At 41.9% G+C, this 26,159-nt stretch carries 25 protein-coding genes; 19 read left to right on the forward strand and 6 right to left on the reverse strand.

From position 1 onward, the window contains the following. Positions 1–50: 50 nt before the first annotated feature. The 3 genes from IGJ44_RS07135 to glyS are packed head-to-tail and all read left to right on the forward strand — an operon-like array spanning position 51 to position 3,291. Positions 51–290, forward strand: coding sequence for a hypothetical protein (locus tag IGJ44_RS07135; RefSeq protein ID WP_015509542.1), 240 nt, complete (start codon positions 51–53; stop codon positions 288–290). 15 nt (positions 291–305) lie between these two features. Beyond that, entirely contained in the window at positions 306–1,217 is a 912-nt protein-coding gene (gene glyQ, locus IGJ44_RS07140) for a glycine--tRNA ligase subunit alpha (protein WP_005225852.1), read from the forward strand. A gap of 1 nt (position 1,218) precedes the next feature. After that, positions 1,219–3,291, forward strand: a complete 2,073-nt coding sequence (glyS, locus tag IGJ44_RS07145; RefSeq protein ID WP_074535738.1) for a glycine--tRNA ligase subunit beta — start codon at positions 1,219–1,221, stop codon at positions 3,289–3,291. Positions 3,292–3,437: 146 nt separating this feature from the next. On the opposite strand, the gene IGJ44_RS07150 is transcribed toward glyS, so the two are convergent. Together IGJ44_RS07150 and IGJ44_RS07155 are read right to left on the reverse strand one after the other, a co-directional pair. Continuing rightward, positions 3,438–4,115 carry a response regulator transcription factor gene (locus IGJ44_RS07150; RefSeq protein WP_005225854.1) on the reverse strand — a complete coding sequence of 226 codons (678 nt, stop codon included), beginning with the start codon at positions 4,113–4,115 and terminating at the stop codon, positions 3,438–3,440. An 18-nt stretch (positions 4,116–4,133) separates the two neighbouring features. Then, complete coding sequence (locus tag IGJ44_RS07155; protein ID WP_074535741.1) at positions 4,134–5,279, reverse strand: sensor histidine kinase; 1,146 nt, start codon at positions 5,277–5,279, stop codon at positions 4,134–4,136. Positions 5,280–5,523: 244 nt separating this feature from the next. Here IGJ44_RS07155 and IGJ44_RS07160 point away from each other — a divergent pair, with 244 nt between their 5' ends. The 4 genes from IGJ44_RS07160 to IGJ44_RS07175 are packed head-to-tail and all read left to right on the forward strand — an operon-like array spanning position 5,524 to position 9,199. Further along, a complete protein-coding gene (locus tag IGJ44_RS07160; protein WP_430606497.1) occupies positions 5,524–6,753 on the forward strand; it encodes an efflux RND transporter periplasmic adaptor subunit in 1,230 nt (409 codons plus the stop codon). Then, on the forward strand, positions 6,737–7,411 hold the full coding sequence (locus IGJ44_RS07165; protein WP_074535742.1) for an ABC transporter ATP-binding protein: 675 nt from the start codon (positions 6,737–6,739) through the stop codon (positions 7,409–7,411). The genes IGJ44_RS07160 and IGJ44_RS07165 overlap by 17 nt, the downstream gene beginning before the upstream one ends. Further along, positions 7,408–8,613 (forward strand): ABC transporter permease, encoded by a 1,206-nt coding sequence (locus IGJ44_RS07170; protein ID WP_167827485.1) that lies wholly within the window; start codon positions 7,408–7,410, stop codon positions 8,611–8,613. The genes IGJ44_RS07165 and IGJ44_RS07170 overlap by 4 nt, the downstream gene beginning before the upstream one ends. A 16-nt stretch (positions 8,614–8,629) precedes the next feature. Beyond that, entirely contained in the window at positions 8,630–9,199 is a 570-nt protein-coding gene (locus IGJ44_RS07175; RefSeq protein WP_254777448.1) for a hypothetical protein, read from the forward strand. Positions 9,200–9,270: 71 nt separating this feature from the next. Here IGJ44_RS07175 and rlmD read toward each other — a convergent pair whose 3' ends face one another. Beyond that, on the reverse strand, positions 9,271–10,647 hold the full coding sequence (rlmD, locus tag IGJ44_RS07180) for a 23S rRNA (uracil(1939)-C(5))-methyltransferase RlmD (RefSeq protein WP_074535747.1): 1,377 nt from the start codon (positions 10,645–10,647) through the stop codon (positions 9,271–9,273). Positions 10,648–10,761: 114 nt separating this feature from the next. On the opposite strand from rlmD, the gene recX reads away from it, so the two are divergent. The 4 genes from recX to IGJ44_RS07200 all read left to right on the forward strand — a co-directional run bounded on the left by recX (position 10,762) and on the right by IGJ44_RS07200 (position 14,450). Next, complete coding sequence (gene recX / locus IGJ44_RS07185) at positions 10,762–11,556, forward strand: recombination regulator RecX (RefSeq protein WP_074535748.1); 795 nt, start codon at positions 10,762–10,764, stop codon at positions 11,554–11,556. Further along, positions 11,549–12,700, forward strand: coding sequence for an A/G-specific adenine glycosylase (mutY, locus tag IGJ44_RS07190; RefSeq protein WP_074535750.1), 1,152 nt, complete (start codon positions 11,549–11,551; stop codon positions 12,698–12,700). Before recX ends, mutY begins: the two co-directional genes overlap by 8 nt. 93 nt (positions 12,701–12,793) lie before the next feature. After that, positions 12,794–13,327: a nucleoside tri-diphosphate phosphatase gene (gene ntdP, locus IGJ44_RS07195; RefSeq protein WP_005225863.1), complete on the forward strand. Its 534-nt coding sequence runs from the start codon at positions 12,794–12,796 to the stop codon at positions 13,325–13,327. 160 nt (positions 13,328–13,487) lie between these two features. Beyond that, entirely contained in the window at positions 13,488–14,450 is a 963-nt protein-coding gene (locus tag IGJ44_RS07200) for an N-acetylmuramoyl-L-alanine amidase (protein ID WP_074535752.1), read from the forward strand. Positions 14,451–14,517: 67 nt separating this feature from the next. On the opposite strand, the gene IGJ44_RS07205 is transcribed toward IGJ44_RS07200, so the two are convergent. Next, a complete protein-coding gene (locus tag IGJ44_RS07205) occupies positions 14,518–14,952 on the reverse strand; it encodes a GNAT family N-acetyltransferase (protein ID WP_016610225.1) in 435 nt (144 codons plus the stop codon). A gap of 143 nt (positions 14,953–15,095) precedes the next feature. On the opposite strand from IGJ44_RS07205, the gene IGJ44_RS07210 reads away from it, so the two are divergent. Then, on the forward strand, positions 15,096–16,211 hold the full coding sequence (locus IGJ44_RS07210) for an AI-2E family transporter (protein WP_010748066.1): 1,116 nt from the start codon (positions 15,096–15,098) through the stop codon (positions 16,209–16,211). Positions 16,212–16,323: 112 nt separating this feature from the next. Continuing rightward, positions 16,324–17,700, forward strand: a complete 1,377-nt coding sequence (locus IGJ44_RS07215; RefSeq protein WP_167827487.1) for a hemolysin family protein — start codon at positions 16,324–16,326, stop codon at positions 17,698–17,700. Positions 17,701–17,915: 215 nt separating this feature from the next. On the opposite strand, the gene IGJ44_RS07220 is transcribed toward IGJ44_RS07215, so the two are convergent. Then, complete coding sequence (locus tag IGJ44_RS07220) at positions 17,916–18,782, reverse strand: IS3 family transposase (protein WP_311776546.1); 867 nt, start codon at positions 18,780–18,782, stop codon at positions 17,916–17,918. A gap of 26 nt (positions 18,783–18,808) precedes the next feature. Then, the gene (locus IGJ44_RS07225; RefSeq protein ID WP_205821544.1) at positions 18,809–19,501 is read right to left on the reverse strand and encodes a helix-turn-helix domain-containing protein; all 693 of its coding nucleotides are present in this window, start codon (positions 19,499–19,501) and stop codon (positions 18,809–18,811) included. A 264-nt stretch (positions 19,502–19,765) separates the two neighbouring features. Here IGJ44_RS07225 and IGJ44_RS07230 point away from each other — a divergent pair, with 264 nt between their 5' ends. The 6 genes from IGJ44_RS07230 to IGJ44_RS07255 all read left to right on the forward strand — a co-directional run bounded on the left by IGJ44_RS07230 (position 19,766) and on the right by IGJ44_RS07255 (position 26,131). Further along, positions 19,766–20,782 (forward strand): lipoate--protein ligase, encoded by a 1,017-nt coding sequence (locus tag IGJ44_RS07230; protein WP_074536447.1) that lies wholly within the window; start codon positions 19,766–19,768, stop codon positions 20,780–20,782. A gap of 11 nt (positions 20,783–20,793) precedes the next feature. Continuing rightward, positions 20,794–21,519 carry a methionine ABC transporter ATP-binding protein gene (locus IGJ44_RS07235; RefSeq protein ID WP_074536446.1) on the forward strand — a complete coding sequence of 242 codons (726 nt, stop codon included), beginning with the start codon at positions 20,794–20,796 and terminating at the stop codon, positions 21,517–21,519. After that, positions 21,506–22,174 carry a methionine ABC transporter permease gene (locus tag IGJ44_RS07240; protein WP_074536445.1) on the forward strand — a complete coding sequence of 223 codons (669 nt, stop codon included), beginning with the start codon at positions 21,506–21,508 and terminating at the stop codon, positions 22,172–22,174. Before IGJ44_RS07235 ends, IGJ44_RS07240 begins: the two co-directional genes overlap by 14 nt. Positions 22,175–22,179: 5 nt before the next feature. Beyond that, positions 22,180–22,995, forward strand: a complete 816-nt coding sequence (locus IGJ44_RS07245; RefSeq protein WP_074536444.1) for a MetQ/NlpA family ABC transporter substrate-binding protein — start codon at positions 22,180–22,182, stop codon at positions 22,993–22,995. A gap of 191 nt (positions 22,996–23,186) precedes the next feature. After that, complete coding sequence (locus IGJ44_RS07250) at positions 23,187–24,767, forward strand: peptide chain release factor 3 (RefSeq protein ID WP_005225872.1); 1,581 nt, start codon at positions 23,187–23,189, stop codon at positions 24,765–24,767. 665 nt (positions 24,768–25,432) lie between these two features. After that, positions 25,433–26,131: a hypothetical protein gene (locus IGJ44_RS07255; protein WP_081343891.1), complete on the forward strand. Its 699-nt coding sequence runs from the start codon at positions 25,433–25,435 to the stop codon at positions 26,129–26,131. The last annotated feature ends 28 nt before the right edge of the window (positions 26,132–26,159 follow it).

Here is a 26,159-nt window from a genome sequence, read left to right on the forward strand (position 1 = left end):
ACTTTTTTATGTTTCACACCAAGAATAGCCAAAAACAAAGGAGGGTTTTTATGTTATTTGATATGACGATTCCAGCAAGTGCGTTTACCGAAAAAAAGCTCAAAGTATTAGCAAGTATTCCACTGCAAGTTCGCCTTTTAAAGGATGAACAGCTTTTACATGAATTTACAACGAGTCCAGACCAAATGCTTTACGACTTATCGGATGTTTTAGAAGCAGATGTCGTGGTCGAAGTGAAATTGATCCCTGGATCAGTTGTCGAATTTTATCCTGTCGTCAATGCGTTATAAGAAAGGAAGAAAAAGATGAGTAAACTAACTGTGCAAGAGATGATTTTGACCCTGCAAAAATTCTGGTCTGAAAACGGCTGTATGCTGATGCAGGCCTATGATACAGAAAAAGGGGCTGGGACCATGAGCCCATACACATTTTTACGTGCAATCGGTCCAGAACCATGGAACGCCGCTTACGTAGAACCTTCTCGCCGTCCAGCTGATGGCCGCTACGGGGAAAACCCAAATCGTTTGTATCAGCACCACCAGTTCCAAGTCGTGATGAAGCCTTCTCCTGAAAATATCCAAGAGCTTTATTTAGAAAGCCTGCGTCTTTTAGGGATCGATCCATTAGAACATGATATTCGTTTTGTCGAAGATAACTGGGAAAATCCTTCGATGGGTTGTGCAGGTCTTGGTTGGGAAGTGTGGTTAGACGGGATGGAGATCACTCAGTTTACGTACTTCCAACAAGTCGGCGGCTTAGCATGTAAGCCAGTGACATCAGAGATCACTTACGGCTTAGAACGTCTAGCATCTTATATTCAAGAAGTTGAAAGTGTCTACGATCTTGAATGGTCTGCAGGTGTCAAATATGGTGAGATTTTCCGCCAACCTGAGTATGAACATTCAAAATATTCCTTTGAAGTCAGTGACCAAGACTTGCTTTTAGGGAACTTCGATCGTTTTGAAAAAGAAGCAAAACGCTGTATCGATGAACGCTTAGTTCATCCAGCTTACGACTATATCTTAAAATGCAGCCATACCTTCAATTTGTTGGATGCACGTGGTGCAGTCTCCGTCACTGAACGTGCTGGGTACCTCGCACGTATCCGTAACATGGCACGTCAAGTAGCAAAACTATTTGTAGCAGAACGGGAAAACCTCGGTTATCCATTGCTTGATCCAGAAGTGGCGCAAAAACTGATTGAGGAGGGAAAATAAGATGGCACAAAACCTATTATTAGAAATCGGCTTAGAGGAATTACCTGCGCATGTCGTAACCCCAAGTATGAAACAATTACAAGAAAAAACGGCAGCTTTCTTAGATGCTCATGCGTTGCCTTATACAACGATCGAAGCCTATTCCACACCTCGCCGCTTGGCTGTCTATGTCACCGGTATTCCTGAAAAACAAGCGGATACGCAAGAAGAGGTCAAAGGACCAGCGAAAAAAATCGCGTTAGATGATGCAGGCAATTGGTCGAAAGCAGCTCAAGGGTTTGTTCGTGGACAAGGATTGACAACCGATGACATCACCTTCCGTGAATTAAAAGGTGTTGAGTATGTCTATGTAACGAAACATACCCAAGGTCAACCAACCGTTGAGGTATTGAAAGGATTGCAGGAAGTAATCACGAGTTTGACGTTTCCAGTAACGATGCACTGGGCAGACTACGATTTTGAATATATCCGACCAATTCATTGGATCGTAGCACTCTTTGGTGAGCAAGTCATTCCTTTCCAAATCCTTGATATTGTTACCGGTCGCGAGTCAAAAGGTCATCGTTTCTTAGGTGAGGCAGTCACATTTGATCATGCGGACGACTATTTGGAAAAAATGAAGCATCAATTTGTCATCGCTGATCCAAGCGAACGTCAACAAATGATCACCACACAAATCAATGCGATCGCTCAAGAAAACAACTGGCGGATCGATTTAGATGAAGATTTACTAGAAGAAGTGACAAATCTAGTTGAATACCCAACAGCCTTTGTAGGGGACTTTGAAGAAAAATATCTTTCTGTCCCTGAAGAAGTATTAGTTACTTCTATGAAAGAACATCAACGTTACTTCGATGTTCGCACCCTTGACGGAGAATTGCTGCCGCACTTCATCTCTGCCCGCAACGGGGATGCTGTGAAAATCGATAATGTCATCAAAGGAAACCAAAAAGTCCTGACCGCTCGTCTAGAAGATGCTGAGTTTTTCTACAATGAAGACAAAAAGCTGACCATTGACCATTGCGTAGAAAAACTTAAGCAAGTCACCTTCCACGAAAAAATCGGCAGCTTATATGAAAAAATGCAACGTGTCGGACTAGCAGCGCAAATCATCGGGAAGACCGTTGGTTTAACACAAGAAGAACTGACCGACCTTCAACGGGCAGCTCAAATCTATAAATTTGATTTAGTGACCAATATGGTAGGGGAATTCCCTGAGTTGCAAGGGATCATGGGGGAAAAATATGCCCTGATCCAAGGAGAGAAACCAGCAGTTGCCCAAGCGATTCGTGAACACTACATGCCGATCTCAGCAGAAGGCGAGCTGCCACAATCAAAAATCGGGGCTGTTTTAGCGATTGCGGATAAATTAGACAGCTTACTTGCGTTCTTCGCTGTTGATATGGTTCCAAGCGGTTCAAACGATCCTTATGCTTTACGCCGTCAAACCTACGGGATTATCCGCATCTTAGCTGAAAAGCGCTGGTACTTCCCATTTGCTCAGTTGCAAGAAGAAATTCGTGAAGCCATTAATGCTCAACCAGAAGTTTTTGGGATTCAACTTGCCGCTGGTCAAGAACAAGTGACCGATTTTGTGAAAGGTCGTCTGCGTCAATTCTTACTCAGCAAAAATACGCGTCATGATGTCATCGAAGCTGTCTTAGGCGCACGTCAAGCAGACATCAGTACGTTGTTTGAAACGGCTCAAATGTTAAGAGAACATCTGCAGGACAACGACTTCAAACCATCGATGGAAGCTTTGACACGGGTGATCAATTTAGCGAAAAAAGCCGAATTGGATCAAGCAGCAATTGATCCTGCCTTGTTTGAAAACGACTCTGAAACTGCCTTGTATGAAGCGGTCTTAACAGTAGAGGACAAGTTCCCACATCAAACGATGGAAGAAAACTACCAAAGCTTAGTGGCACTGCGCCCATTGATCGAAGCTTATTTTGATCAAACAATGGTCATGGTGGAAGATGAACAGATTCGCCGCAACCGTTTTGCCTTGTTGGATAAAATCGCGAAGATGAGTCTGGCAGTGGCTAGTTTAGATGCTTTGATTACGAAATAAAAGAAGCTTGCAAGTTGCACGTTTCTAAATAAAAAAAGCTGGAACTGAAAGAATCAGTTCTGGCTTTTTTCTATGTTTCTCGATGTACTTGTGTTCAGTCCCAAGAAAACCGTCCTTTTTGTACAATGAAAGGACGGTTTTTGGTGTTAAATTTTATAGCCGATCCCCCAAACGGTTTTGATATAAGAGGACTTCTTGTGGGTATCGTGCATTTTTTCCCGAAGGTTTCGAACGTGGACCATGATGGTATTATTGGAAGACGTGTAATATTTTTCGCCCCAAACCTCTTGAAACATTTCCTCAGAGCTTACCACTTGGCCTTTTCGCTCCATCAATAATTTTAAAATGGAAAATTCGATCGGCGTCAGGGAAAGTTCTTCTTCTTGCAAGAAACATTTTCGCTTATTGACATCTAATTCCAACTCCCTCACGATCAATTTGTTTTGATCTGAGCCGTTGTATTGAGTCGAGCGGCGTATCTGAGCTTTCACCCGAGCGATCACTTCCAACGGACGAAAGGGCTTGGTGATGTAATCATCGGCACCAATTGTCAAACCAGTGATCTTATCGATTTCCTCAGATTTAGCTGTCAACATAATAATTGGGTAATGATGCTTCTTGCGGATGATTTTACACAGGTCAAAGCCTGTGATATCTGGCAGCATGACATCAAGAATCGCCAAAGAAAAGCTGTTTTGCTCGATCTGTACCTGAGCTTCATGCCCATCTGCACAAGTGATGACAGAAAAATTTTCGTTTCGTAAATAAAAGGCAATCAAATCTGAAATTTCTTTTTCATCTTCAACTAAAAGTATCTTTTCCACTCGTATTGACCTTCCTTTTCAGTTAACTGACTTTCTAGTTTTTTCATGTTGATTTGTCGCTAAAGGCAATGTGACGATCATTTGAATCTCATTGTTCTTGCTAGCAGCTCGGATCGTTCCCTGATGCGCCAAAATAATTTCTTTGGCGATCGCCAATCCGAGACCTGCTCCACCTGTCTTGGTTGAACGAGCTTGATCCAGACGATAAAATTTTTCAAATAATGCCTCCAATTGTTCTTGTTCGATCGGCTCACTTTGATTCGCTAGGATAAAAGTTGCTGCTTGTTCGTCCACGGTTAGCTGCATTGTGATCGTGGTTTGATCAGGCGCATAGGCAATGGCATTTTTTAACAGATTGTTTAACACTCGCGCCAACTGTTCACTATCGGCTTTTAATTTCAAGCTCTCTGGTCCAGAGTAGCAGATGGTTTGTTCTTTTTCTTTCAGCAGCGGATAGAATTCTTCTTGGATTTGCTTCAGTAAGAAGACGAAATCAAGTTCCCGTTGATACAATTGGATGTCTTGTAGATTAAAACGGGTGATGTCGAAAAATTCATTCATCAGCGTTTCCAAACGCTCAGACTTTTCTAGAGCAATCGTCAAGGATTGCGTCATTTGTTCATTGGTCAAGTTTTTCGTATCCAACAATAGGTTGAGATAGCCGATCACTGAAGCTAAGGGAGTCTTCAAGTCATGCGCCAAATAGGTGATCAAGTCCTTGGTGCGCTGTGTTTCTTCCTTTAAAAGAGCCTCATTGCGGTTCATCGAATCTTTTATTTTTAATAATTCATGATCGATCGCTAGGCTGCCCGTCGAACTTGCTTCCGATTGAGAGAAAAAGAGCTGAATTCCTTCGGCGATCCTTGCAATTTTTTTCCTTGAAACATAACGATAGATAAAATAGCAAATCAAGGTAACGGCAAAAACGAGAAAGAAGGAGAATGCCAAGAACAATTGTTTAATAGGGCGCCAGTCGACAAAGGTACCAACGATCATCCCGCCTTCGCCATCACTTGTTTCCACAACGCCATCTGTAACAAGGTTTGACAAAAAATTATCTAGCACCATTTGAATGAGTCTCGTTTCCTTTAATAGCCATAAGGCTCCTACCAATAAGAAGAAGCCAACCAGAAAAAAGACAAATGAAGAATATTTACTACGCATGAAACAGTCCTTTCTAACTCGTTCTTGATTCTTTCTTGATTATAGCAAAGAGGAGTAAGAGCGAATAGCTAATTCTTCTTAAGAATTCTTCATATTAATAAAAAAAGAATGGAGAAATTCTATTTTCTTAAGAAATCTTCAGCAGATATTAAGAGAAACGTTCAAAACGGAAATTGATTCAATGGTTAAATAAAGGTGGTCATTCGATTAACCAATCAGGAAGGTGAGATGTTTGAGAAAGCATATGAACAAATCAAAAAAGAGTTTTATGATCATCAGTAGTTTACTGATCATCGGCAGTTTAGGCTGGACGAGTGCCTGGGGGATTGCTCGTCGTGAAGAACCTTCCATCACTCAAATAACTTTGCAAGATCTGCAACCGAGAGCAGATTTTTACTTAGTAGGAGTCGTTGAACCAGCAAGAACGGTTGAAGTCAAGGTGGATAGCTCAAGAGGATCAGTTGTTGAGAAAAAAGTAGAGGCAGGGGATCAAGTCAAAGCAGGGCAAGCTCTTTTTGTTTACTCTAACCCTGAGGGGGCTTTGGCCATTAAAGAAGCAGAACAGGCGACGGCAAATCGCTCGAGAGCTGTGGAACAAGCAAGACGGCAAACGAATCAAAAATGGGAACAATACAATAAGGTCACGAATCAGCTGGAGGAGACGAAACAAAAAATTGCCAGTGCGGAAGAAGAGGACAAAGAAGGGCTGGAAGATCGTAAAACCGATTTGGAAATGCAGCAAAGTCAATTACTGCTAGAAGCGCAAAACTTGGAAAGCAGCATTGGCGATGCCGAATTAGAGCTGGAACGGGCAGAATTAGAACTACGTTCAGTCAAAGAGCAACATGGCTCAGACGTCGTGGAAGCCGAAATTGATGGAATCGTTAAAGACGTGGACGAGCGACAAATGAATCGAAGCGCAAGTGAAGCGGCTCCAGAGAATCCTTTTATGACGATCGTTGATACCAGTCGGCTCTTTTTAAAAGGGACTGTGGATGAATTTCGCCGCAATCAACTTGAGCCTGGTCAAAAGGTGGAACTTAGAGACCGTAATGGCGGCAGTCAGCGATGGACTGGAAAGATCACCCGAGTTGGGGATATGAAAGAGCCTTCGGTAGTGGTTGAAGAACAAGGCGCAAACCCCAATTTGTCGCAATTTAGTTTTGAGGTCGTTTTAGATGAAAGTGAAGAGCCACCTAGTATTGGCATCCATTGTTTTGTAGAACGCATTGAGGAAGAGCAAACCGCGATCAAGCTGCCCAAATCTTTCGTGTTTTATGAAGAAGATAGGCCCTTCATCTACGTCGTTGAGGACCATAAAATCAGTAAACTATCCGTGGAAATCATGGAAGATGAAACGGATGAAGCCATGTATCTGTTAGAAAGTGAACTGGATATGCAAGTGGTGCTCGTCTTCCCAACAGTTCGGATCCAAGAAGGAAAGGATGTGAAACCAAATGATCCAACTGATTGATGTCTGCAAAACGTTCCCACAGGGCACTAGCGAAATTCACGTTTTGAAAAAAATCAACTTAACAATCAATGCTGGCGAGTTTGTTTCCATCATGGGCCGATCAGGATCAGGCAAGTCGACCTTGATGAATATTATTGGCTGTTTAGACACGCCAACAACGGGTAGCTATCTACTTGATGGTAAAAATACCAGTCATTTGAGTGAAGTTGAACTGTCCGAGATCCGCAATCAAAAAATCGGCTTCGTGTTTCAAAATTTTGAACTGTTGCCCAAACTATCCGTTTTACAAAATGCTGCCTTACCGCTCTTGTATGCTGGTGTCAATCAGGAAGAACGAACGACTCGAGCAATTCACGCCTTAGAAAGTGTCGGATTGAGGGATCGGATCGATTTTAGGATCAATCAGTTGTCAGGAGGGCAAAAACAACGAGTAGCGATCGCTCGGGCATTAGCAGGAGAAGCAAATGTGATTTTAGCGGATGAGCCGACGGGTTCTTTAGATACCGCTAATAGTCATGAGATCATGGCGCTATTTACTAAGCTGAATCATCTAGGAAAAACAGTGGTTTTGATTACCCACGAACAAGAAGTCGCGGACTATGCAAAGCGGCAAATCGTCATTAAAGATGGTGAAGTTGTTGAGGAGGGCACAAGATGACCGAAAATATTCGCTTAGCCATTCAGGCAATCTACCAGCATCGTTTGCGTTCCTTGTTGACGATGCTAGGAATCATTGTCGGGATTGCCTCCATCATTTCCATTGTGAGTATCATCAACGGAAATACTGAGAACATGAAAAAGCAGCTGATTGGTGGTGATACTAACTCGATGCGGATCGAATATGACGCCAGAAGTGCTTTTTTAGCGGGCGAAAGCGGCAGAAATGATCGTTTGCCTGATTACGCCCCGCAACTATCAGAAGGAGAGCTGCAAAAGCTGTTGACTATTGATCATGCCAAGAACGTTAGCTTGTTCTATGAAGCCAATCTGACAGTTTTCCAAAGAGACCAGCAAACCGATACGATAGTGCTAGGCATGGATCGCGGGTTCTTTGAAATTTTGCCCCATACGATCCTTGCTGGCAGAGCAATGAGTGAAACCGAATTGCAGACACAAAAACAAGTTGCGGTGATTACGAAAGATTTGGCGGAAATTTTTTTCTCGTATCGTGATCCTATCAATCAACTGATCGAAATCAATGGGACGCCCTTTCGCATCGTTGGCGTAGCTGTTTCTGACACGGAGCAACTGTCAGGAAAATATGTCTTCATCCCTCGAGGCAGCCAAAGTTTCGTCGAAGGAAAGCTCAACCAAAGGCCAACAGTGCTGTTTCAGGCGACGAATGCGGACGTCTTAGAATCAGCAGTCGTCCAAGCCAGCCATGAATTGACCAAGAGTATTCCGCCTTCAGATTTTGTTTTTTCCATCCGCAACTATGATGAAGTGCAGAAAATGACCGATGATGTCAATCGATCGAATATGATTTTACTGGGGGGGATTGCTAGCATTTCCTTACTCGTCGGTGGTATCGGAGTAATGAATACGATGCTAGTCAGTGTGACAGAGCGTACCAGAGAGATCGGTTTGAAGAAAGCATTGGGTGCCAAACGTAAAGTGATTTTGCAGCAATTTTTGACAGAAGCAATCGTTTTATCGGTGATCGGCGGGCTGATTGGCATCTTCGTCGGTCTGTTGATCAGTCTGATCGCCTTGCGTCTGTTAGAGTATCCGATGACGATCTCATTGTTATCCATTTTGATCAGTGTGTCATTTTCAATGCTGATCGGTACTATTTTTGGTTACTTACCCGCTTATAAAGCGTCGAAATTAAAACCGATCGAAGCATTACGCTATGAATAAAAGGAAGGTGTTTTTTATGATAAAAAAACAAACAGCAATTATCTTGTTTGTGGCATTACTTAGTGGTTGTGGTGTTGCTACGAATGACCCACAGACAAACAACGACAACGTACCCATCAACAACCAAGTCAATACGCCGCAAACGCAAACACAATCAAGTCAAAGTGGAGACGAGACGCAAAATAATCACGATCAAATCGATCAAACCGATCAGACAAAAGCACAACAAGTGACTCAGACAGATGCAGAGCGAGCGAATGAGGAATTGGCACAAGCAGATGAAACGGGCACACTCATTTTTATTGATGGTGATCGTTTTGAGATGGAGTTGACGAACATTTCTCAAGGAACAGGGGAAGACGGCGAAGTCTTTGATATGGCGATCGCATCTGAGGAAAGATTATCCTTTACGATTACTAGCGAGACTGAGATAAAAGTAATTCTATATGATGCGCAATCACATAATTCTCGAATCGTGGAGGGGTCACGTGCGGATCTGCAGCTTGAACGATCGGTAAGTCTTTATGGGCAGCGAGTAGGGGACACCTTTATTGCCACGAAAGTCCTCGTCTTACAAATCAATTAATCGTTATACTTAAAAGACAACGAAAACAGCATTCGCCCGACAGATCACAAGATGATTTGTCAGGCGAATGCTTATTTGCGGGTCAATTTTACCACTACTTCGCAGCGGGCGGTTTGTGGAAACATATCTACTGATTGCAGATATTCTACGTGAAACACTTTGGCTAATTGGACCAAGTCTCTTGCTAAAGTAGAAACATTACAAGATATATAGACCATCTTCTTCGGTGGTTGTTTCAGCAAAGCTTGCAATAATCGTTCATCCAAGCCTGTCCTTGGCGGATCAACAATGATGCTATCAGGTTTGAAGCCTTCATTGAACCATTTTGGTAAGAGCTCCTCAGCAGTTCCCGTTTTATAATGGGTATTTTGGGCACCAATGCGGCGTGCATTTTCTTGGGCATTTTCAATTGCTTGAGGAATAATGTCCATGCCGCGGACTTCTTTGGCATAAGGAGCCACGCTCAACCCAATCGTTCCCACACCGCAATAGGCATCAACGACTGTTTCATTTTTGCTCAAGTCAAGGGCTTTTAACCCTTCTTGATACAAGATGCTGGTTTGCTGTGGATTCAGCTGGAAGAATGCGCGGGCGGACAAGTCGAAGGTCAGTTCATTCAACCGTTCTTCGATCGCTTCTTTGCCCCAAAGATGAATCGTTTCCTCTCCCATGACGACGGACGTTTTTTTGTTTTGCACATTTTGCATGATGGAAACGACTTGCGGCAAGCGCTGATTGATCTCGCGAATCAGCGCATTTTTTTGCGGCAGTTTGACAGAGTTGGTAATAAACACGACTTGAACTTCGCCAGTCGCGATCCCGATACGAACCATCAATGTCCGTAGAATCCCGCTGTTTTTGCGTTCATCGTAAATCGGGATCTGGTATTTATTCAACAATTGGACGATGCCGTTGATCACTTTTTGCGTATCTTGTTCTTGTACGAGGCAATCATCAATGGCGACTAAGCGATGAGACTCCATTTCGTATAAACCCGCTTCGATTCGTTTGGTTTGACTGTTGTAACGCAATTGAAATTGTGCTTTGTTGCGGTAATGCCAAGGAACATCCATGCCTAAAGTATCCCTTAGTTCAAACTGTTGGTAGCCTTTTGGCTTAAATTTTTCAAGTGCTTGTTTCAATAGGTCTTTTTTGAAGTCTAATTGTTTGTCGTAGACTAAGTGCTGCAATTGGCAGCCGCCGCACCGGTCGTAAAACTTGCAGGGTGGTTGGATGCGATCGCTGCTTGGCTTGATGATTTTGGTCATCTTGGCTTCCGCAAAGCGGGGAGATGCTTTGGTGACTTCGGCAATGACCTGTTCCCCCGGCAGAACACGGGGAACAAAGATGATCAGCTTTTTGTAATACCCGATGCCTTCTCCGTTGATCCCCAAGCGTTTGATCGTTAGTTGTAGTTTTTGTCCAAGCTGGACTTGTGTATTTGCCATGTGAACTCCTTAAATAAAATAGTCAGTTCATTTTACCACATTTTTTCAGCTTGATTAGAAGGAATTTCATCGTAGTTGTGGTAAAATAGAATGTACGTTCGCGAGGTGAAGAAGATGAATACAATTATTCGTATCAATAAAGGAAAAGGACCATTTTATGAAGTGGCGACATCAGAAGGTGAAACACTGCGGGTCTCAGAAGATCTTTTGGTCCATTTTCGGCTATTAAAAGGCAAGGAACTGAGTGAAGAAGAATTAAAAGAAATCAAAAAAAGTGCGGGGTTTGATTTAGGATTGCAGCAAGCCATGAACTATATCAGCTATCAGCTGCGTTCTGAAATGGAAGTCCGTACCTATTTGAAAGACAAAGAAATCGAAAAACAAGACAGAGACTTAGTCGTTGAACGTCTGAAAGAGCTGAATTTGATCGATGACAAAAACTACGGAGAGAGCTACATTCGCACCCAAGTCCGCATGAGTGACAAAGGACCCGTGGTCATCAGCCAGCAATTGAGAAAAAAAGGATTAAAAGATCCCGTGATTCAGGAAGTATTGCCTTTGTATACCGAGGAAATGCAGTTTGAAGTCGGTTATCATACGGCTGAAAAAGCGATGCGTCGTTTTCACAACAAAAGCCATAAGGAAATGATCCAAAAGATAAAAATGCATTTGATGCAAAAAGGTTTTCATCAAGGAGTCATTCAAATGATTTTGGATGAATTACCAATGGAAAAAGATGAGGACCAAGAAAATGAAGCGCTCCAAAGAGAAGGTGCTCGTCTTATGCGGCGGCATCAGCGATTACCGTTGATGAAACGAAAAATGAAAATCAAGCAAGGCCTTTATCAAAAAGGGTTTGCCATCGATGATATACAACGATTCTTAGATGAGGAAGTAATGGATGAGTAAGCAATGGGAAACTTGGGATGTAGAAAAAATCAAGACGTTCCAAGAAACATTTTTAACTTGGTATCATAAAGAAAAACGCAATCTGCCTTGGCGGGCGACCAACGATCCGTATGCAATCTGGATCTCAGAGATCATGCTTCAACAAACACGAGTGGAGACAGTGATTGGCTATTTCTATCGTTTTATGGAACAATTCCCGACGATCCAAGACTTGGCGGCAGCCGAAGAACAAAAGCTTTTAAAGGTTTGGGAAGGTTTAGGTTATTACTCTCGTGCCCGTAACCTTAAGGCTGCCGCCCAGCAAATCGTTGCCGAATTCGACGGAGAAATGCCCCAATCAATTGAAGAGATTCGCTCATTAAAAGGAATTGGTCCCTACACAGCTGGAGCCATTGGCAGTATTGCTTTTGGCTTGCCAGAACCGGCAATCGATGGAAATGTGATGCGGGTCGTCAGTCGGTTATTTTGTATCGAAGCAGATATTGCGAAAGCCAGCAGCCGAAGACCATTCGACGAGGCGATGAGAACGATCATTTCCCCCGATGAACCTGGTGAGTTTAATCAAGCCTTGATGGATCTTGGCTCACGAATCTGTACACCCACCACACCGAAATGTGAAGAGTGTCCCATCAGTCAGTATTGTCTTGCTTATGCGGAGAATCGACAAACAGACTTTCCAGTGAAATCGAAAAAAGCAAAGCCAAAAGATGTCTATTACATCGCAGGCGCCATCGAAGATCAAGGCTCGTTTTTACTCGTGCAGCGACCTGAAACAGGCTTATTGGCTTCTATGTGGCATTTTCCTTTGGTGGAAGTGACGAAAGAACAGTACGAGGCTCTGCAGCGAACATGGGCAAAAGAGGAGCAGCTGCAGTTGGATTTGATTGCCGAAGATGATGCGCTCGAGATTTTTCCTGATCTGCCTGTCGTTTGGCAAAAACGACATTTTGGCGAAATCACTCATATCTTTAGTCATTTGAAATGGCACGTCCTTTTATTTTACGGCAGAAAACGTGGAGAGCTCACGTTACAAGACAGCGAATGGGCAGCAAAAGAATCCTTTCAAAACTATGTTTTCCCAAAACCCCAGCAGAAATTGGTGGATCAATTAAAGAAATATCAGAAACTCGATAAAGATTTCTAGGCAAAGCTTTCTTTTATTGCTATAATATTAACGATGTCGGTGTAATGAACACCCAAACAAAACGCAAGTTTTCTTGCTGAGGGAAGGGTTGCTATGCGAGTTCCAAAAGAAGGAGAGTTTGTCAGCATTCAAAGCTACAAACATGACGGCAATTTGCATCGAACGTGGCGGGATACGATGGTCTTAAAGACCAGTGAATTCTCAGTGATAGGGGTCAACGATCATACATTAGTGACCGAATCAGATGGAAGACGCTGGGTTACCCGTGAACCAGCAATTGTATATTTTCATAAAAAATACTGGTTTAATGTTATTGCAATGATTCGAGAAAAGGGGGTTTCCTATTATTGTAATCTTGCTTCACCGTATTTACTTGATGAAGAGGCATTGAAATATATCGATTATGACCTTGATATCAAAGTATTTCCTGATGGCGAGAAACGTTTACTAGATGTGGATGAGTATGAATTGCACAGTAAGATTATGCAATATCCGCAAGACATTGATTTTATCTTGAAAGAAAATGTCAAAATTTTAGTAGATTGGATCAATAATGGCAAAGGACCCTTTTCGCAAGGGTATGTGGACATTTGGTATGATCGCTACAAGCAGTTGTCTCAAAAATAAGTGAAATGGGTCGGATCGCTCATTTTTCCCGAGAAACTTCAACCATTTCGGTTGAAGTTTTTTTGTGCTGTGAGAGGGTTGCTTCTAGCAGTTGCCTTTAAGTTCTGTTTAAGCTGCTAGTCCCATGATAGAAAGACCAAGAAAAAAGTGGGGGAAGCAAATGAAGAAAAAAGGGAAGCTTGTTATCGGTACTACCATGATTCTACTTTTTGCGGCAGGTTTTGCTGTGTTGAGAAATGATCATTTTGTTCAAGAAGAGACCCAAGAAAGCACGGCTCAAACCGAGTCGGACGCTCAAGCAGAAGAGGTCGCACAAACGGCAAGCATGGTCCAAATTTACGTGGATCCCTCAGAATACGATGCAGCGATTGAAAGTGAGAACGATTATGTATCGATTTATCAGACAACAAGTCAAGAAACCGTCATCGGGAAGATCCACCGTGGAAGTTGGGCAACCGTACTTAGTCAAACAGAAGAGATGGTTGAAATCCAAACTGACGATGGAATAACGGGTTACATTGAAAAGCATTCTGCATCCATCCAAGAAGTTCCACTTTCGGAGACTCCAAAAAAATTGTCAGACTTTAAAGTCGTTCTTGATGCGGGGCACGGCGGCGAAGATTCTGGGGCACTGTCAACGGATCAAACGATCATGGAAAAAGATTTGACGTTAGCCACCGTCCAAACGATCGGCGAAGTACTGACCCAAGCGGGAATTCAAGTCAGATATACACGCACCGAAGATCGCTATTTAGCGCTGTCTGAAATTACTGCAGCTTCACTCTCGGAGGAACCAGATCTATTTATCAGCATTCATTTCGACAATTCAGAGCTACCAAACAGCAATCAAGGACTGACAACTTACTATTACTATACTGGGGCAAAAGAGATGGCAGAAACGATCACTTCCAGTTTGAGTAGTTCAGTGGCATTGAGTTCCAACGGCACTCGTTTTGGTAACTATTATGTTTTACGAGAGCAATATATTCCAGCAGTTTTGTTGGAGTTAGGCTATTTGAACAGTGACACTGATTTAGCGGTGATTACAAGTGAAGGCTATGATCAAAGGGTGGCGCAAGCGTTGCTGACAGCGATTGAAGAGATCGTTGAAGCAGAGGAATAAAAAGCAGCGACCACAAAACAGAGGAAGGATCTGTTTTGTGGTCGCTGTTTTAAGTAATCACTGCTCGTTAAAAGGTTTTGCTCATTTTGATATGGGGCATATCCGCGTCTAAAAAAACATCGCCTTCAGGCTGATAGCCTAACTTCAAGTAAAATTCTTTGGCAGTTAACTGTGCCCCTAACGTGACTTTTTTGATTCCTTGTTTTTGAATGAAAGCTTCCGCTCCCTCGATCAACTGCCTGCCGTAGCCTGAACCTCGATGAGCAGCTGGCACCGCCATTCGCTGTAATTTCACCTCATGATCAGAGATCGGTAAAAAACGTAAGGTTGCGACTGCTTCATTGTCATCGTCATATAAGACGAAATGAACAGCCAATGCCTCATTTTCATCTACTTCTAATGCTAATGGAACCCCTTGCTCTTTCACGAACACTTGATTTCGTATTTTCAATGACGCCAAATAGATCTCACTTAGCGTATCTTTTGTTTGTGCGATATGCATAAAAAAACTCACCTCAGCTATGATTTCTCCGTTATTTTTATTAGTATACCACTTTTTTTACAAATTTCTTTTTTTTGCGGCTAAAGTCGCAAGCTTTTTTTTACAAAATCAACTATAATGTTATAAAAAAGGGAGGGAATCTTTTGTTCGACAAATTCAAACAATCAAAACTGTTCTTTTGGTCATTGGAAGCATTGGTTTTAGTGACACTCGTGTTTGTGTTAAGTAAAGTCAATTTTCTATTTGCACCGATCGGCACGTTTTTTTCTACTTTATTTGCACCAGTATTGATTGCTGGCTTTCTGTATTATCTGCTAAATCCAATCGTCCTATTTTTGATGAAAACGACAAAAATAAAACGACTGTTTGCTGTCATATTGGTTCTATTGTTATTAGTAGCAGCAATCATCTTGATTTTCGTCAGCGTTATTCCTAATCTGGTGAGTCAGATTACTTCATTGGCGGAAAATATTCCAACATTTGCCAAAAATATGGAAAGCTGGATCTCAAGAATCGCAGATGATCCATTTTTCAAACAAATCGATATCGCGCAGCAGTTAGAAAACCTAAATCTTTCTTATGGTTCTTTGCTGCAGCAGTTTCTTAGTGGGTTATCCACTAGCTTAGGATCGATCGTCAGTACGATTGCTTCCGCGACGATGATCATCGTTACAGTCCCATTCATCCTTTTCTATATGTTGAAGGATGGAGAAAAGCTAGTTCCTAATCTGAAAACAGTCTTTCCAGAAAGAAGACGAGATCAGATTGTTGGGTTGCTAGGTGATTTAAACAAGACACTATCCAATTACATTAGTGGGCAAGCGATCGAATGTATTTTTGTCGCTACCTTCACGTTTATTGGGTACTGGATGATCGGCGTCAACTATGCCTTTCTTTTTGGGGTGATCGCAGGGGTCACAAACTTGATTCCTTATTTAGGTCCGTATCTTGGCTTGATTCCAGCAGTCTTAGTAACGGTCTTTGATGAACCGTTCCGCGCATTGCTGTGCTGTGTCGTGGTACTAGTCGTCCAACAATTAGATGGAAATGTTATCTACCCGAATGTGATCGGAAAATCATTAGCGATCCATCCATTAACGATCATCTTGGTTTTATTGGTCGCTGGAAATCTGGCAGGTTTGCTGGGAATTTTCTTAGGAGTACCGTTTTACGCAATTTGTCGGACGATCGTGGTCTTTATTGTTCGTCTGATCAAAGATGACAAAATCAAGAAAAATCAAGAACGGTTGATCGAGTAATCAATGACTGGTGTTTTTTATTGCAAAGAAAAAAACTTTGTGATAGGATTTTATCGTGGGCTAAGCCCACGATTTTTTTTAGAATATGAAAAAATAAGGAGAGAATGCTATTATGAATGCTGACCCCGAGAGTCAGTCGCTTCTAGCGCAAATTTTATTATTGATCGTTTTGACATTGATCAACGCTTTTCTAGCGGCCTCTGAGATCGCAGTCGTCTCAGTCAACAAAAACCGTGTGGAGCAAAAAGCGGAAGAAGGAAATGTCAAATCACAAAAATTATTGAAAATCATTGATAATCCAACAAATTTCTTGTCAACGATCCAAGTTGGGATTACCTTGGTGAATATCTTATCTGGGGCATCTCTGGCAGATACCTTGTCGACCCGTCTGGCACCTTTATTAGGTGGAGGAACGGCGGCTAAAAGCTTAGCGAACATTATCGTTTTAGCGATCTTGACCTATGTGTCGATCGTTTTCGGTGAGTTGTATCCAAAACGTATCGCCATGAACAAATCAGAAGAAGTTGCCCAGTTCACTTCTGGTGTGATTCGAACGATCGGGATTATTGCAAAGCCCTTCGTCTGGTTCTTATCTGCTTCAACAAGCTTATTGGCGCGGATCACTCCAATGGAATTTGACGATGAAGACACAAAGATGACCCGTGATGAAATGCGGTATATGTTGGAAACAGAAGGGGTCTTTGAAGAAGATGAATTAGAGATGTTGCAAGGGATCTTTTCATTAGATACGAAAGTCGCCCGTGAAGTCATGGTTCCTCGAACCTCTGCCTTTATGGTGGATATCAATGACTCAGTAGAAGAAATTTTGAATGAAATTTTAGCAGAAAATTATTCTCGTATTCCTGTATATAATGAAGATAAAGACAAAGTCGTTGGGATTTTGCATACCAAAAATCTTTTGAAATGTGCCTACAAATACGGCTTTGAAACAATGGACATCAAGCAGATCTTGCAAGAACCACTGTTTGTTCCAGAAACAGTCTTTATCGATGATTTGCTTTATGAATTAAAGAAAACCCAAAACCAAATGGCGATCTTGCTTGATGAATACGGCGGAGTCGTTGGGTTAGTTACGTTAGAAGACTTACTTGAAGAAATCGTCGGTGAGATCGATGATGAATCCGATGAGGTCGAAGAGCTTTATGAAAAAATCTCTGATAAAGAATACGTGATCCAAGGTCGGATGCTGATCGATGATTTCAATGAAGCTTTCAATATGAGCTTGCATATGAGCGACGTCGATACGATGGCAGGCTACCTGATCACTGCTTTAGGAATGATTCCAGATGAAGGAGAAAAACTTTCCTTTGAAGTCGATAACGTGAAATTGATTTCTGAAGAAATGGAAGGATCACGTGTCTTGAAGATCCGTGTAATCTTCCATGATCCAGAAGAAGGCGAAGTGGAACCAGAAGAAGAACGCCGCTATTTCCGCAAAGATTTTGAGGAAGATGAGCCTCGCCGTTAAAGTTCCGCATGAATGAAATGAGAAAGACCAAGGCAACTGCTGGGCTCCCCGTCAAGTGGACAATGAAATAAAATAAAATTATTTTGACGACTGTCTACCGAAATTCGGTAGGCAGTTTTTATGTTTTTTACTTTGTTTAACCTCAACTTTGCTCGACTGGCCTCCTTTTTGGTTAAGCGGATTTATTCTATTCGCTTGTCCAAGAGGGGGAGTGATTAAGCTGCCATTAATAATTCTTGATGAACTTGGATCGGTGTTTTGCTCTTCAAACATCGTTGATAGCGACCATTGTTGTAATAGTTCATGTATTTCTCGATCATTTCAACGAGACTTTCTCTACTGATAAACTTTCGCCGATAATATTTTTCTCGCTTAAGCATTCCCCAGAAGCCTTCCATTGGACCATTATCGGTACAACGGGCGACACGAGACATACTCTGCTTCATTTTCGCTTTCTTTAGCTTTGTGCAAAATACTTTACTTGTATATTGAAATCCGCGATCGCTATGAAATAGCGGATGAGCGGTTGGTTCGGCGGCGACTGCTTGATCGAAGGTATCAAAGACTAATTTATTGTCATTTTTGTCGCTGATGACAAATGAAACAATGCGACGATCGGCGAGATCGAGAATAGCGCTCAAATAGATTTTCTTCACTTCGGCCCCTTCATAATACTTGAATTCACTCACATCTGTTAGCCATTTTTGATTCGGTTGATCCGCATAGAACTTTCGATTCAAATAATTTTTCGCAATATGATACGGAGTCTTGGATGCCTTAGTGATACTATTGCCTGAATGCTTGATGGTTGATTGGATTTGAAGTTTGCGACAGATTCGAAGAATACGCTTGTCATTCACTTGAAAGCCATAATCATTCACGAGATCTTCACAGATTCTGCGATATCCTTTATCGTTGTCTGCTTCATAAATATAACGAACAAGGTCTGCCAACTGTTCATTCAATACCACTTCAGGCAGTTTGGGATTTTTTAACCAACGATAATAGGCCGATCTTGTGACATGGAGCAGGGTACACATGGTGTTAATTGGATAGCTTTTTGTCTCGTGCAGCTCTTTGATCGATTGGTATTCAAACGTATGACGAACTAATTCAAATCCCGCCTCCTTTCTAACTCGCTGACTTTTTTTAACAGGTCATTTTCCATTTCAAGCAACTTGATCCGTCGTTCTTGTTGAGCCAGTTTATCGCGCATTTCTTCTTCGGGTGTTCTGGCAGGTTTACTTCCCGCTCGTTGCCCTCGACGGTCTTCTAAGCCTTTTTCTCCCATCTCGTCGTATTTCAACACCCAGTTCCGAACTTGTTGGTAAGAGACTTGGTACTGAATCGCGGTTTTCCCATAGTCTCGACCGTTGATAATACAGTCATGCACAATTTTAATTCGTTCATTCAATGTTGTTTTTCTGGATTTACTCATTCTACTTCCACCACTTTCTGATTTGAAGTTTCTATGAGTATTATATATCTTTAACCAGTCTTCTAATTGTTTTTTGTTACGAAGCCCGTATTTCTTGGCGACAGCTCTTAAGCTACCATGTGTTCCAGCTAAATAATCATGGACCGCATTCAGTTTCAACTCTGTTGAGTATGATTGATTCCTTTTTGTAGGGAGTAAACTTGTGGGTCCTTCATTCTCATAAAGAGTGATCCACCTTTCTATAGTACTGAAACTTACTTGTGCTTCTTTGGCCAGGCTGTTTATGCTAGCTTCATTTTTTAAAGCTCTTTCTACAAAAGCTAGCCGTTCTTCTGAACTTAATTTCATTTTTCCTCTAGACATACAAACTCCCCCTATATAAGCCACTTTATATTTCAGTGTCCTATATAGGGGGAGCATATCAACTGCTTTGGTCTTTTTTGTTCTTTTTTTTACTTATTCCCCTTGATTTGTTTGTAAGAAACGGTTACGATAAATCTAATCAATAATACAGTTTAAAAACAGATAAAAAAACACGTGTATCTTATCGTTAAGCAGTTTGATTGCAATTTTCCGTAAGAAAAGCGAGAATATCCATAGAAATCTAATAAGAACGAGGGGCTTGAAATGAAATTTTACCGTATGCTTAGTGAGGATATCCGTTACAATTTGGCAACTGAAGAGTATTTAATGAATAACGTAGATGTTTCAGAACCTTGTCTTCTGTTATACATACAAAAACCATGTGTTATAATCGGCAGAAATCAAAATGCGTATCAAGAGATTGATTTTGACTATTTAAGGAGTCGCAATATCGTGTTGACTCGCAGGACATCTGGCGGTGGAGCAGTTTATGACGATCTAGGCAACATGAGCTTTAGTTTTGTCACCAAAAAAGATGCCACGAGTTTTGGTGACTACCAAAGTGCAACACAACCGATCATGAAAGGCTTAGAGGCAATGGGAGCCAAGGAGGTAGAAGTGCATGGCCGCAATGATCTGTTCATTGATGGGAAAAAGTTTTCTGGCAATGCGATGTATACAAAAAAAGGTCGAACGTATTCTCATGGCACATTGATGTATGATGTGGATCTAGAAGAATTAACAAAAGTCCTACACGTTGCCCAAGAAAAAATTGCCTCTAAAGCAACGAAATCCGTACGGAAAAGTGTGACGAATATTAAACCGTATTTGGCAGAACAATACCAATCAATGGATACCAAGGCATTTCGAGACACACTCCTTTGCCGAATCTATGAAGTAGAATCGATTGATGAAATCAGTGAGCAAGAGATCGTCTTGACGGATACGGATCGCCAAGCGATCCAAACGTTGTTTGAAGAACGTTACGCGAACAATGAGTGGATTTTTAATGAAGCGCCTGCTTTTGAATGGCAAAAAAGAAAGCGGTTTGCGCAGGTTGGGATCGTTGAAGTCGATTTTACTGTCAACAAAGGCAAGATTGCAGCGATTCAAATTACCGGTGATTTTTTTGGACAAAAAGAGATCAGTGAACTTGAAGCGATGCTGCAAGGTATTGATTTTGAACAAAACACCATCAGCCGCTTGCTAAAGGATATTGCCATCGAGCAATTTATCCATCAGATGACTAACGCTGAATTTCTTGCGTTGCTGTTTGATTAGGAGGAAAAAAGATGTTAGAAGCGATCAACATCAAAAAGCGTTACGATCGAAACGTCCTAGATGGTCTTTCTTTTGCTGTTCAGCCGGGGGAAATTGTTGGGGTCGTCGGCAAAAGCGGCTCGGGGAAATCAACGTTGCTTCGGCTTTTGAACTTAATTGAGACACCTGACAGTGGGGAGCTGCTCTTTGACGGGAAACGAATCGATCCCTTAAACAAAAAGCAACTGCTACATGCGCAGCAGGAAATCGGCATGATTTTTCAAAATTACAATCTGCTACACAATCGAACCGTTTTTGAAAATGTCTATTTGCCCTTGAAGTTAATGGGGAAATCATCAAAGAAGGTGTTGGAGATGCTTTCATTTGTTGGGATGGAAGACAAAGCTGACAGTTATCCAGCCAAGTTGAGCGGTGGGGAGAAACAACGAGTAGCTATCGCACGGGCGTTGATCCGTGAGCCGAAAATCTTGCTGTGTGACGAACCCACTAGTGCGCTGGATGAAGATACGAAAGCCGATGTACTTGCTTTACTGCAAAAAGTTCAACAGACGTTTCAGCCAGCAGTCATTTTCGTTAGTCATGAGCTAACCGCAGTCAGACATATTTGTCAACGTGTGTTTGTATTGGAAGATGCCGTCTTTGCGGCGGAATTTGTCAATCATCCGCAGCCAATTGTCCGCAAAGAAAGCTCTTATGTGGACAAAGTGGAGAGGAGTTTGCTGCATGACGATCAGTGAGAGTATTTTGTATTATCTGCCTGAACTACTTCAGTCTTTGAAAGAAACAGCGATCATGATGGGGATTTCGATGCTCGCAGCCATTGTCTTAGGACTACCGCTAGGTGTCTGGCTCTTCCTTAGCCGCAGTCGTGGAAAAATAATCTCATTTCTTTATGAGGGTTTGAATCTCGTTGTGACGATCATCCGCTCGTTTCCGTTTCTATTATTTGTCGTAGCCTTGATCCCACTGACGCGAATGCTTTTAGGCAGCTCATTTGGACCGATTCCCGCCAGTTTCCCTTTGAGTATCGTTGCTATGAGTATTTTTGCTCGCTTGACGGAGCAAGTACTGCTGGATGTCCCAGAAGAAGTTTCTTATTTGGCGAAATCCCTTGGCGTCAGTCAATGGCAATACGTTTGGTCGTTTTTACTAGTGGAAGCTAGAAGCGGCTTGATTTTATCTTTAACGACGACAGCAGTCAGTATGGTTTCTTATTCGACGGTGATGGGGATCGTCGGCGGTGGTGGTATCGGCGATTTTGCGATCCGCTATGGCTATCAACGATATGAATATGGCGTCATGTATTTTGCAATTATCATCATGATTCTTTTGGTCTTTATCCTGCAAGGGATTGGCAATCAAGCAGCAAGAAAACTTGATAAACGAAAATAGGAGGAATGAAAGTGAAAAAAGGATTTGTTTTAGGATTTAGTGTATTGGCATTAGGTGTATTGGGGGCTTGCGGTACGGGTTCGGATGAGGCGAGCGAAGAGAAAATCATCAAGGTCGCTTCGCAAACGACGCCAATGACCGATGTCGTAAAAGTTGCAGCGGAAGCAGTGGAAGATGGCTGGGAAATCCAGTTGGTCCAAGTCAATGACAATATCCAGTACAATGAGCTGCTGAATAATGACGAGGTCGATGCCAACTTTGCGCAACATGAACCATATATGCAAATGTATAATGAAGAAAAAGATGCAAACCTAGTGGCATTAGATAAAATCTACAACGCAAAAGTCGGTTTTTATTCCAAAGAGTATACGGATATCAATGATATTCCAGAAGGAACAAAAGTTGCATTGCCGAATGATGTGTCTAACGAAGGTCGAGCGTTAGCGATTTTAGCAGAAGAAGGATTGATCACCCTTAAAGATGGCGTTGGTGTTAATGGAACACTTAAAGACGTTACCGAAAATCCCAAAAACTTTGAATGGTTATCTGTTGATTTACTGAATCTTGCGGAAGCCTATGATGAACCGAATGTATCCTTGGTATACAACTACCCAACCTATATCGCGAAAATCGGTTTGAAACCAGCCGATGCCCTTTTCTTAGAAAAAACGATCGATGATCGCTTTGCTATCTCATTGGTTGCTCGAGAAGACAATCAAGATTCTGAAAAAATCGCCGTTTTGCGCCGTGCCATGACTAGCGATAAAGTTCGCGAATTTTTAGAAAACGACCATAGCGATACCTTATTGCCAGCATTTTAATTTCTTTCCATCAAATGGAAAGAACGCCCTTTGCCTAACTCTGTAAAAGAGAGTAGTCAAAGGGATTTCTTGTCTTTTTTTGCTTTTTTATCACCCTTATCCATGATATACTGATTTGGTCAGAAAACTAGCGACAGGTTAAAATAGACACTGTTCGCATTGTAAATACAAGAAATGGAGCAATAAAATCAATGGATAATCCAAAATTAAAACAACAAGTAGATAGTCGCCGTACCTTTGCGATTATTTCCCACCCGGATGCGGGGAAAACAACCATTACAGAACAATTATTATTATTCGGTGGCGCGATTCGCCAAGCTGGTACGGTCAAAGGGAAAAAGACTGGGAATTTCGCAAAGTCCGACTGGATGGAAATTGAAAAACAACGGGGGATCTCCGTTACCAGTTCTGTTATGCAGTTTGATTACCAAGGCAAACGGGTCAATATTTTAGATACCCCTGGGCATGAGGACTTTTCTGAAGATACCTACCGTACCTTGATGGCGGTGGATAGTGCGGTCATGGTGATCGATAGCGCAAAAGGGATCGAAGCGCAAACGAAAAAACTCTTCCAGGTCGTTAAAAAACGCGGTATTCCGATTTTTACCTTTATCAATAAACTCGACCGTGATGGCCGCGAACCATTAGAATTATTAGAAGAACTAGAAGATCTTTTAGAGATCGAATCATTTCCAATGAATTGGCCGATCGGCATGGGGAAAGGCTTAGAAGGACTGTATGATATCCATAACCAACGGGTCGAATTTTATCGTCCAGACAATCACGGTGGGGAACGTTTAGTTGCCCTAGATGAAAATGGTCAATTTCCTGCAGATCATCCATTTGCCGAAGATGGGCTGTTCCAACAAGTTTTAGAAGAAGTAGAATTACTGCAAGAAGCTGGCGATGCCTTTGATACAGAAAAAATCGCACGAGGCGATCAAACACCCGTGTTCTTTGGTTCCGCCCTTACGAATTTCGGCGTGCAGACCTTTTTGGAAACCTTCTTGTCCTTTGCACCAGCGCCTTACGGTCACAAAACTTTGGCTGGTGATGAAGTCAGTCCTTATGAACCAGAAATGTCTGGGTTTGTGTTCAAGATCCAAGCAAATATGAACCCTGCCCATCGTGACCGGATCGCCTTTGTCCGTATTTGTTCAGGAACCTTTGAACGAGGCATGGACGTGACACTTGAGCGTACTGGCAAAAAAATGAAACTCAGCAATGTGACACAATTTATGGCAGACACCCGAGAAAATATTGAAGAAGCAGTCGCTGGAGATATTATCGGGGTTTATGATACGGGAAATTACCAAATTGGCGATACGATCTATGAAGGAAAACTAAAAGTTGCTTACGAAGAGTTGCCATCGTTTACTCCGGAACTCTTTATGAAAGTCACTGCAAAAAATGTGATGAAGCAAAAATCTTTCCACAAAGGAATCTATCAGTTGGTCCAAGAAGGGGCTATCCAGTTGTACAAGACGTATCTGAGTGATGAGTATATCATCGGTGCTGTCGGGCAACTGCAATTTGAAGTTTTCCAATATCGCATGATGAATGAGTACAATGCCGAAGTCATTATGACCCCAATGGGCCACAAGATCGCCCGTTGGATCGATCCGAAAGACTTGGATGAGCGTATGAGCTCAAGCCGTAACATTTTAGCGAAAGACCGTTTCGACCAGCCATTGTTCTTGTTTGAGAACCAATTTGCGATGCGCTGGTTCGCAGATAAGTACCCAGACGTCGAATTGAAGAGTTTGATGTAAGAGTCGTTTCCCGCGAGACTGTCTAGGTATGCGCAACATTGTACGTAAGGCTGATCTTTTTTAATTGAACGATCGTAGAAAGTCCTTTCTTATCCAAATGGATAAGAAGGGGCTTTTTTTGCTGAAAACGTGCTTTTGATACAGAAGGAAGGTTGCGTGATTGGGGGCAATCGTCCAATGATCAGACAATTATCCTAATTCATAACCATTCTTTTAAAAGAAGATAAAATGAGTCGGAAAAAGAGCGTAGTATTAAAGGTGACCACAAGGAAATACACTTGAAATGAATAGAAAAAGATCATAGGCACATTTGATGGTTCAGGAAATTTTCTCCTTGTTTGAAAGTAGGGGGAAAGCAGAGAATAGATTGCAGTGATAGAGGTCGTTTAATCATTTGATCGAGGGACATGTTCTTTTTGTCAGATGCTACTAGTGAAGCCTAAGCTTTCTTTATCTGAGCATGAATCGGTGATAGCCCTTGAAACTTCATTTGAAGCACTTCTAACAGATGGTTTAAGTATTCAGTTGGTGTACCATGGCTTCGGGACGCCAAAATGAATTAGTCTTATTGCTAGTCTACTAGTTATCTATCTATCGATTTTGCTAAAGCAAATGATTATATATTAAATAAAAGTGATTTCTGAAAGCAGAAAGGGGACCAGGTAGTGCTAAAAAGCTTGTTATTCATATTTTCGGCGATATTTTTCTTTCCAACAGTAGAGGTTGCGGCTGATGAGGTTTCCAAAATTTTAATTTTTGATTTGAACACGATTGACTTTAAGGACGAACACTATTATTTGTTGAAAACCACACAAGATCTTCAGCTGACCGTCAATAGCAACGGCAGTGAAGGTGCTTTTGACGTAACGATCACGGCTGTCGGAGAAGGATTTTCAGCAGAATTAAACAGCGTGAACGGTTCGGAAGAGAAGATCATTCAGATTGAGGATACTGATGAAGCATCAATGATTCTTAATGTAGCCGCAACATTGAACATAAAGGAATATCTTGATGCCAACTCTGAGTACTACCTATCAGTCACGTTTACAGCAATTGATGATTCAGAGACCTTTACGAAAGATATAAAAATGAATCAGTCGGATGAGGAAAAAGAAGAGACATCGGATGAAAACTTGACAGATGAAGACCAAGAGGATGAAAAGAAAGAAGACGATGGCATTGAAGATGAATCTGAACGCCCAGAGGAAGAAGACTCATTAGAGAATGATTCATTCAGCCAAGAAGAATCACTTGAGGATATCAATGATGATACTGTCCATGAGGATCGTTTAGAGGAAGAGTGCCAGTGCGAGATAGAGACAATTTTTATAAAAGAAGTGATTTTTGATAAAAGATATGTTTAAAACTAGTGTAGGAAAAACCGCTTAGCTG

The organism is Enterococcus sp. DIV1368d (assembly GCF_050542975.1).
GTDB classification, from domain to species: domain Bacteria; phylum Bacillota; class Bacilli; order Lactobacillales; family Enterococcaceae; genus Enterococcus_D; species Enterococcus_D casseliflavus.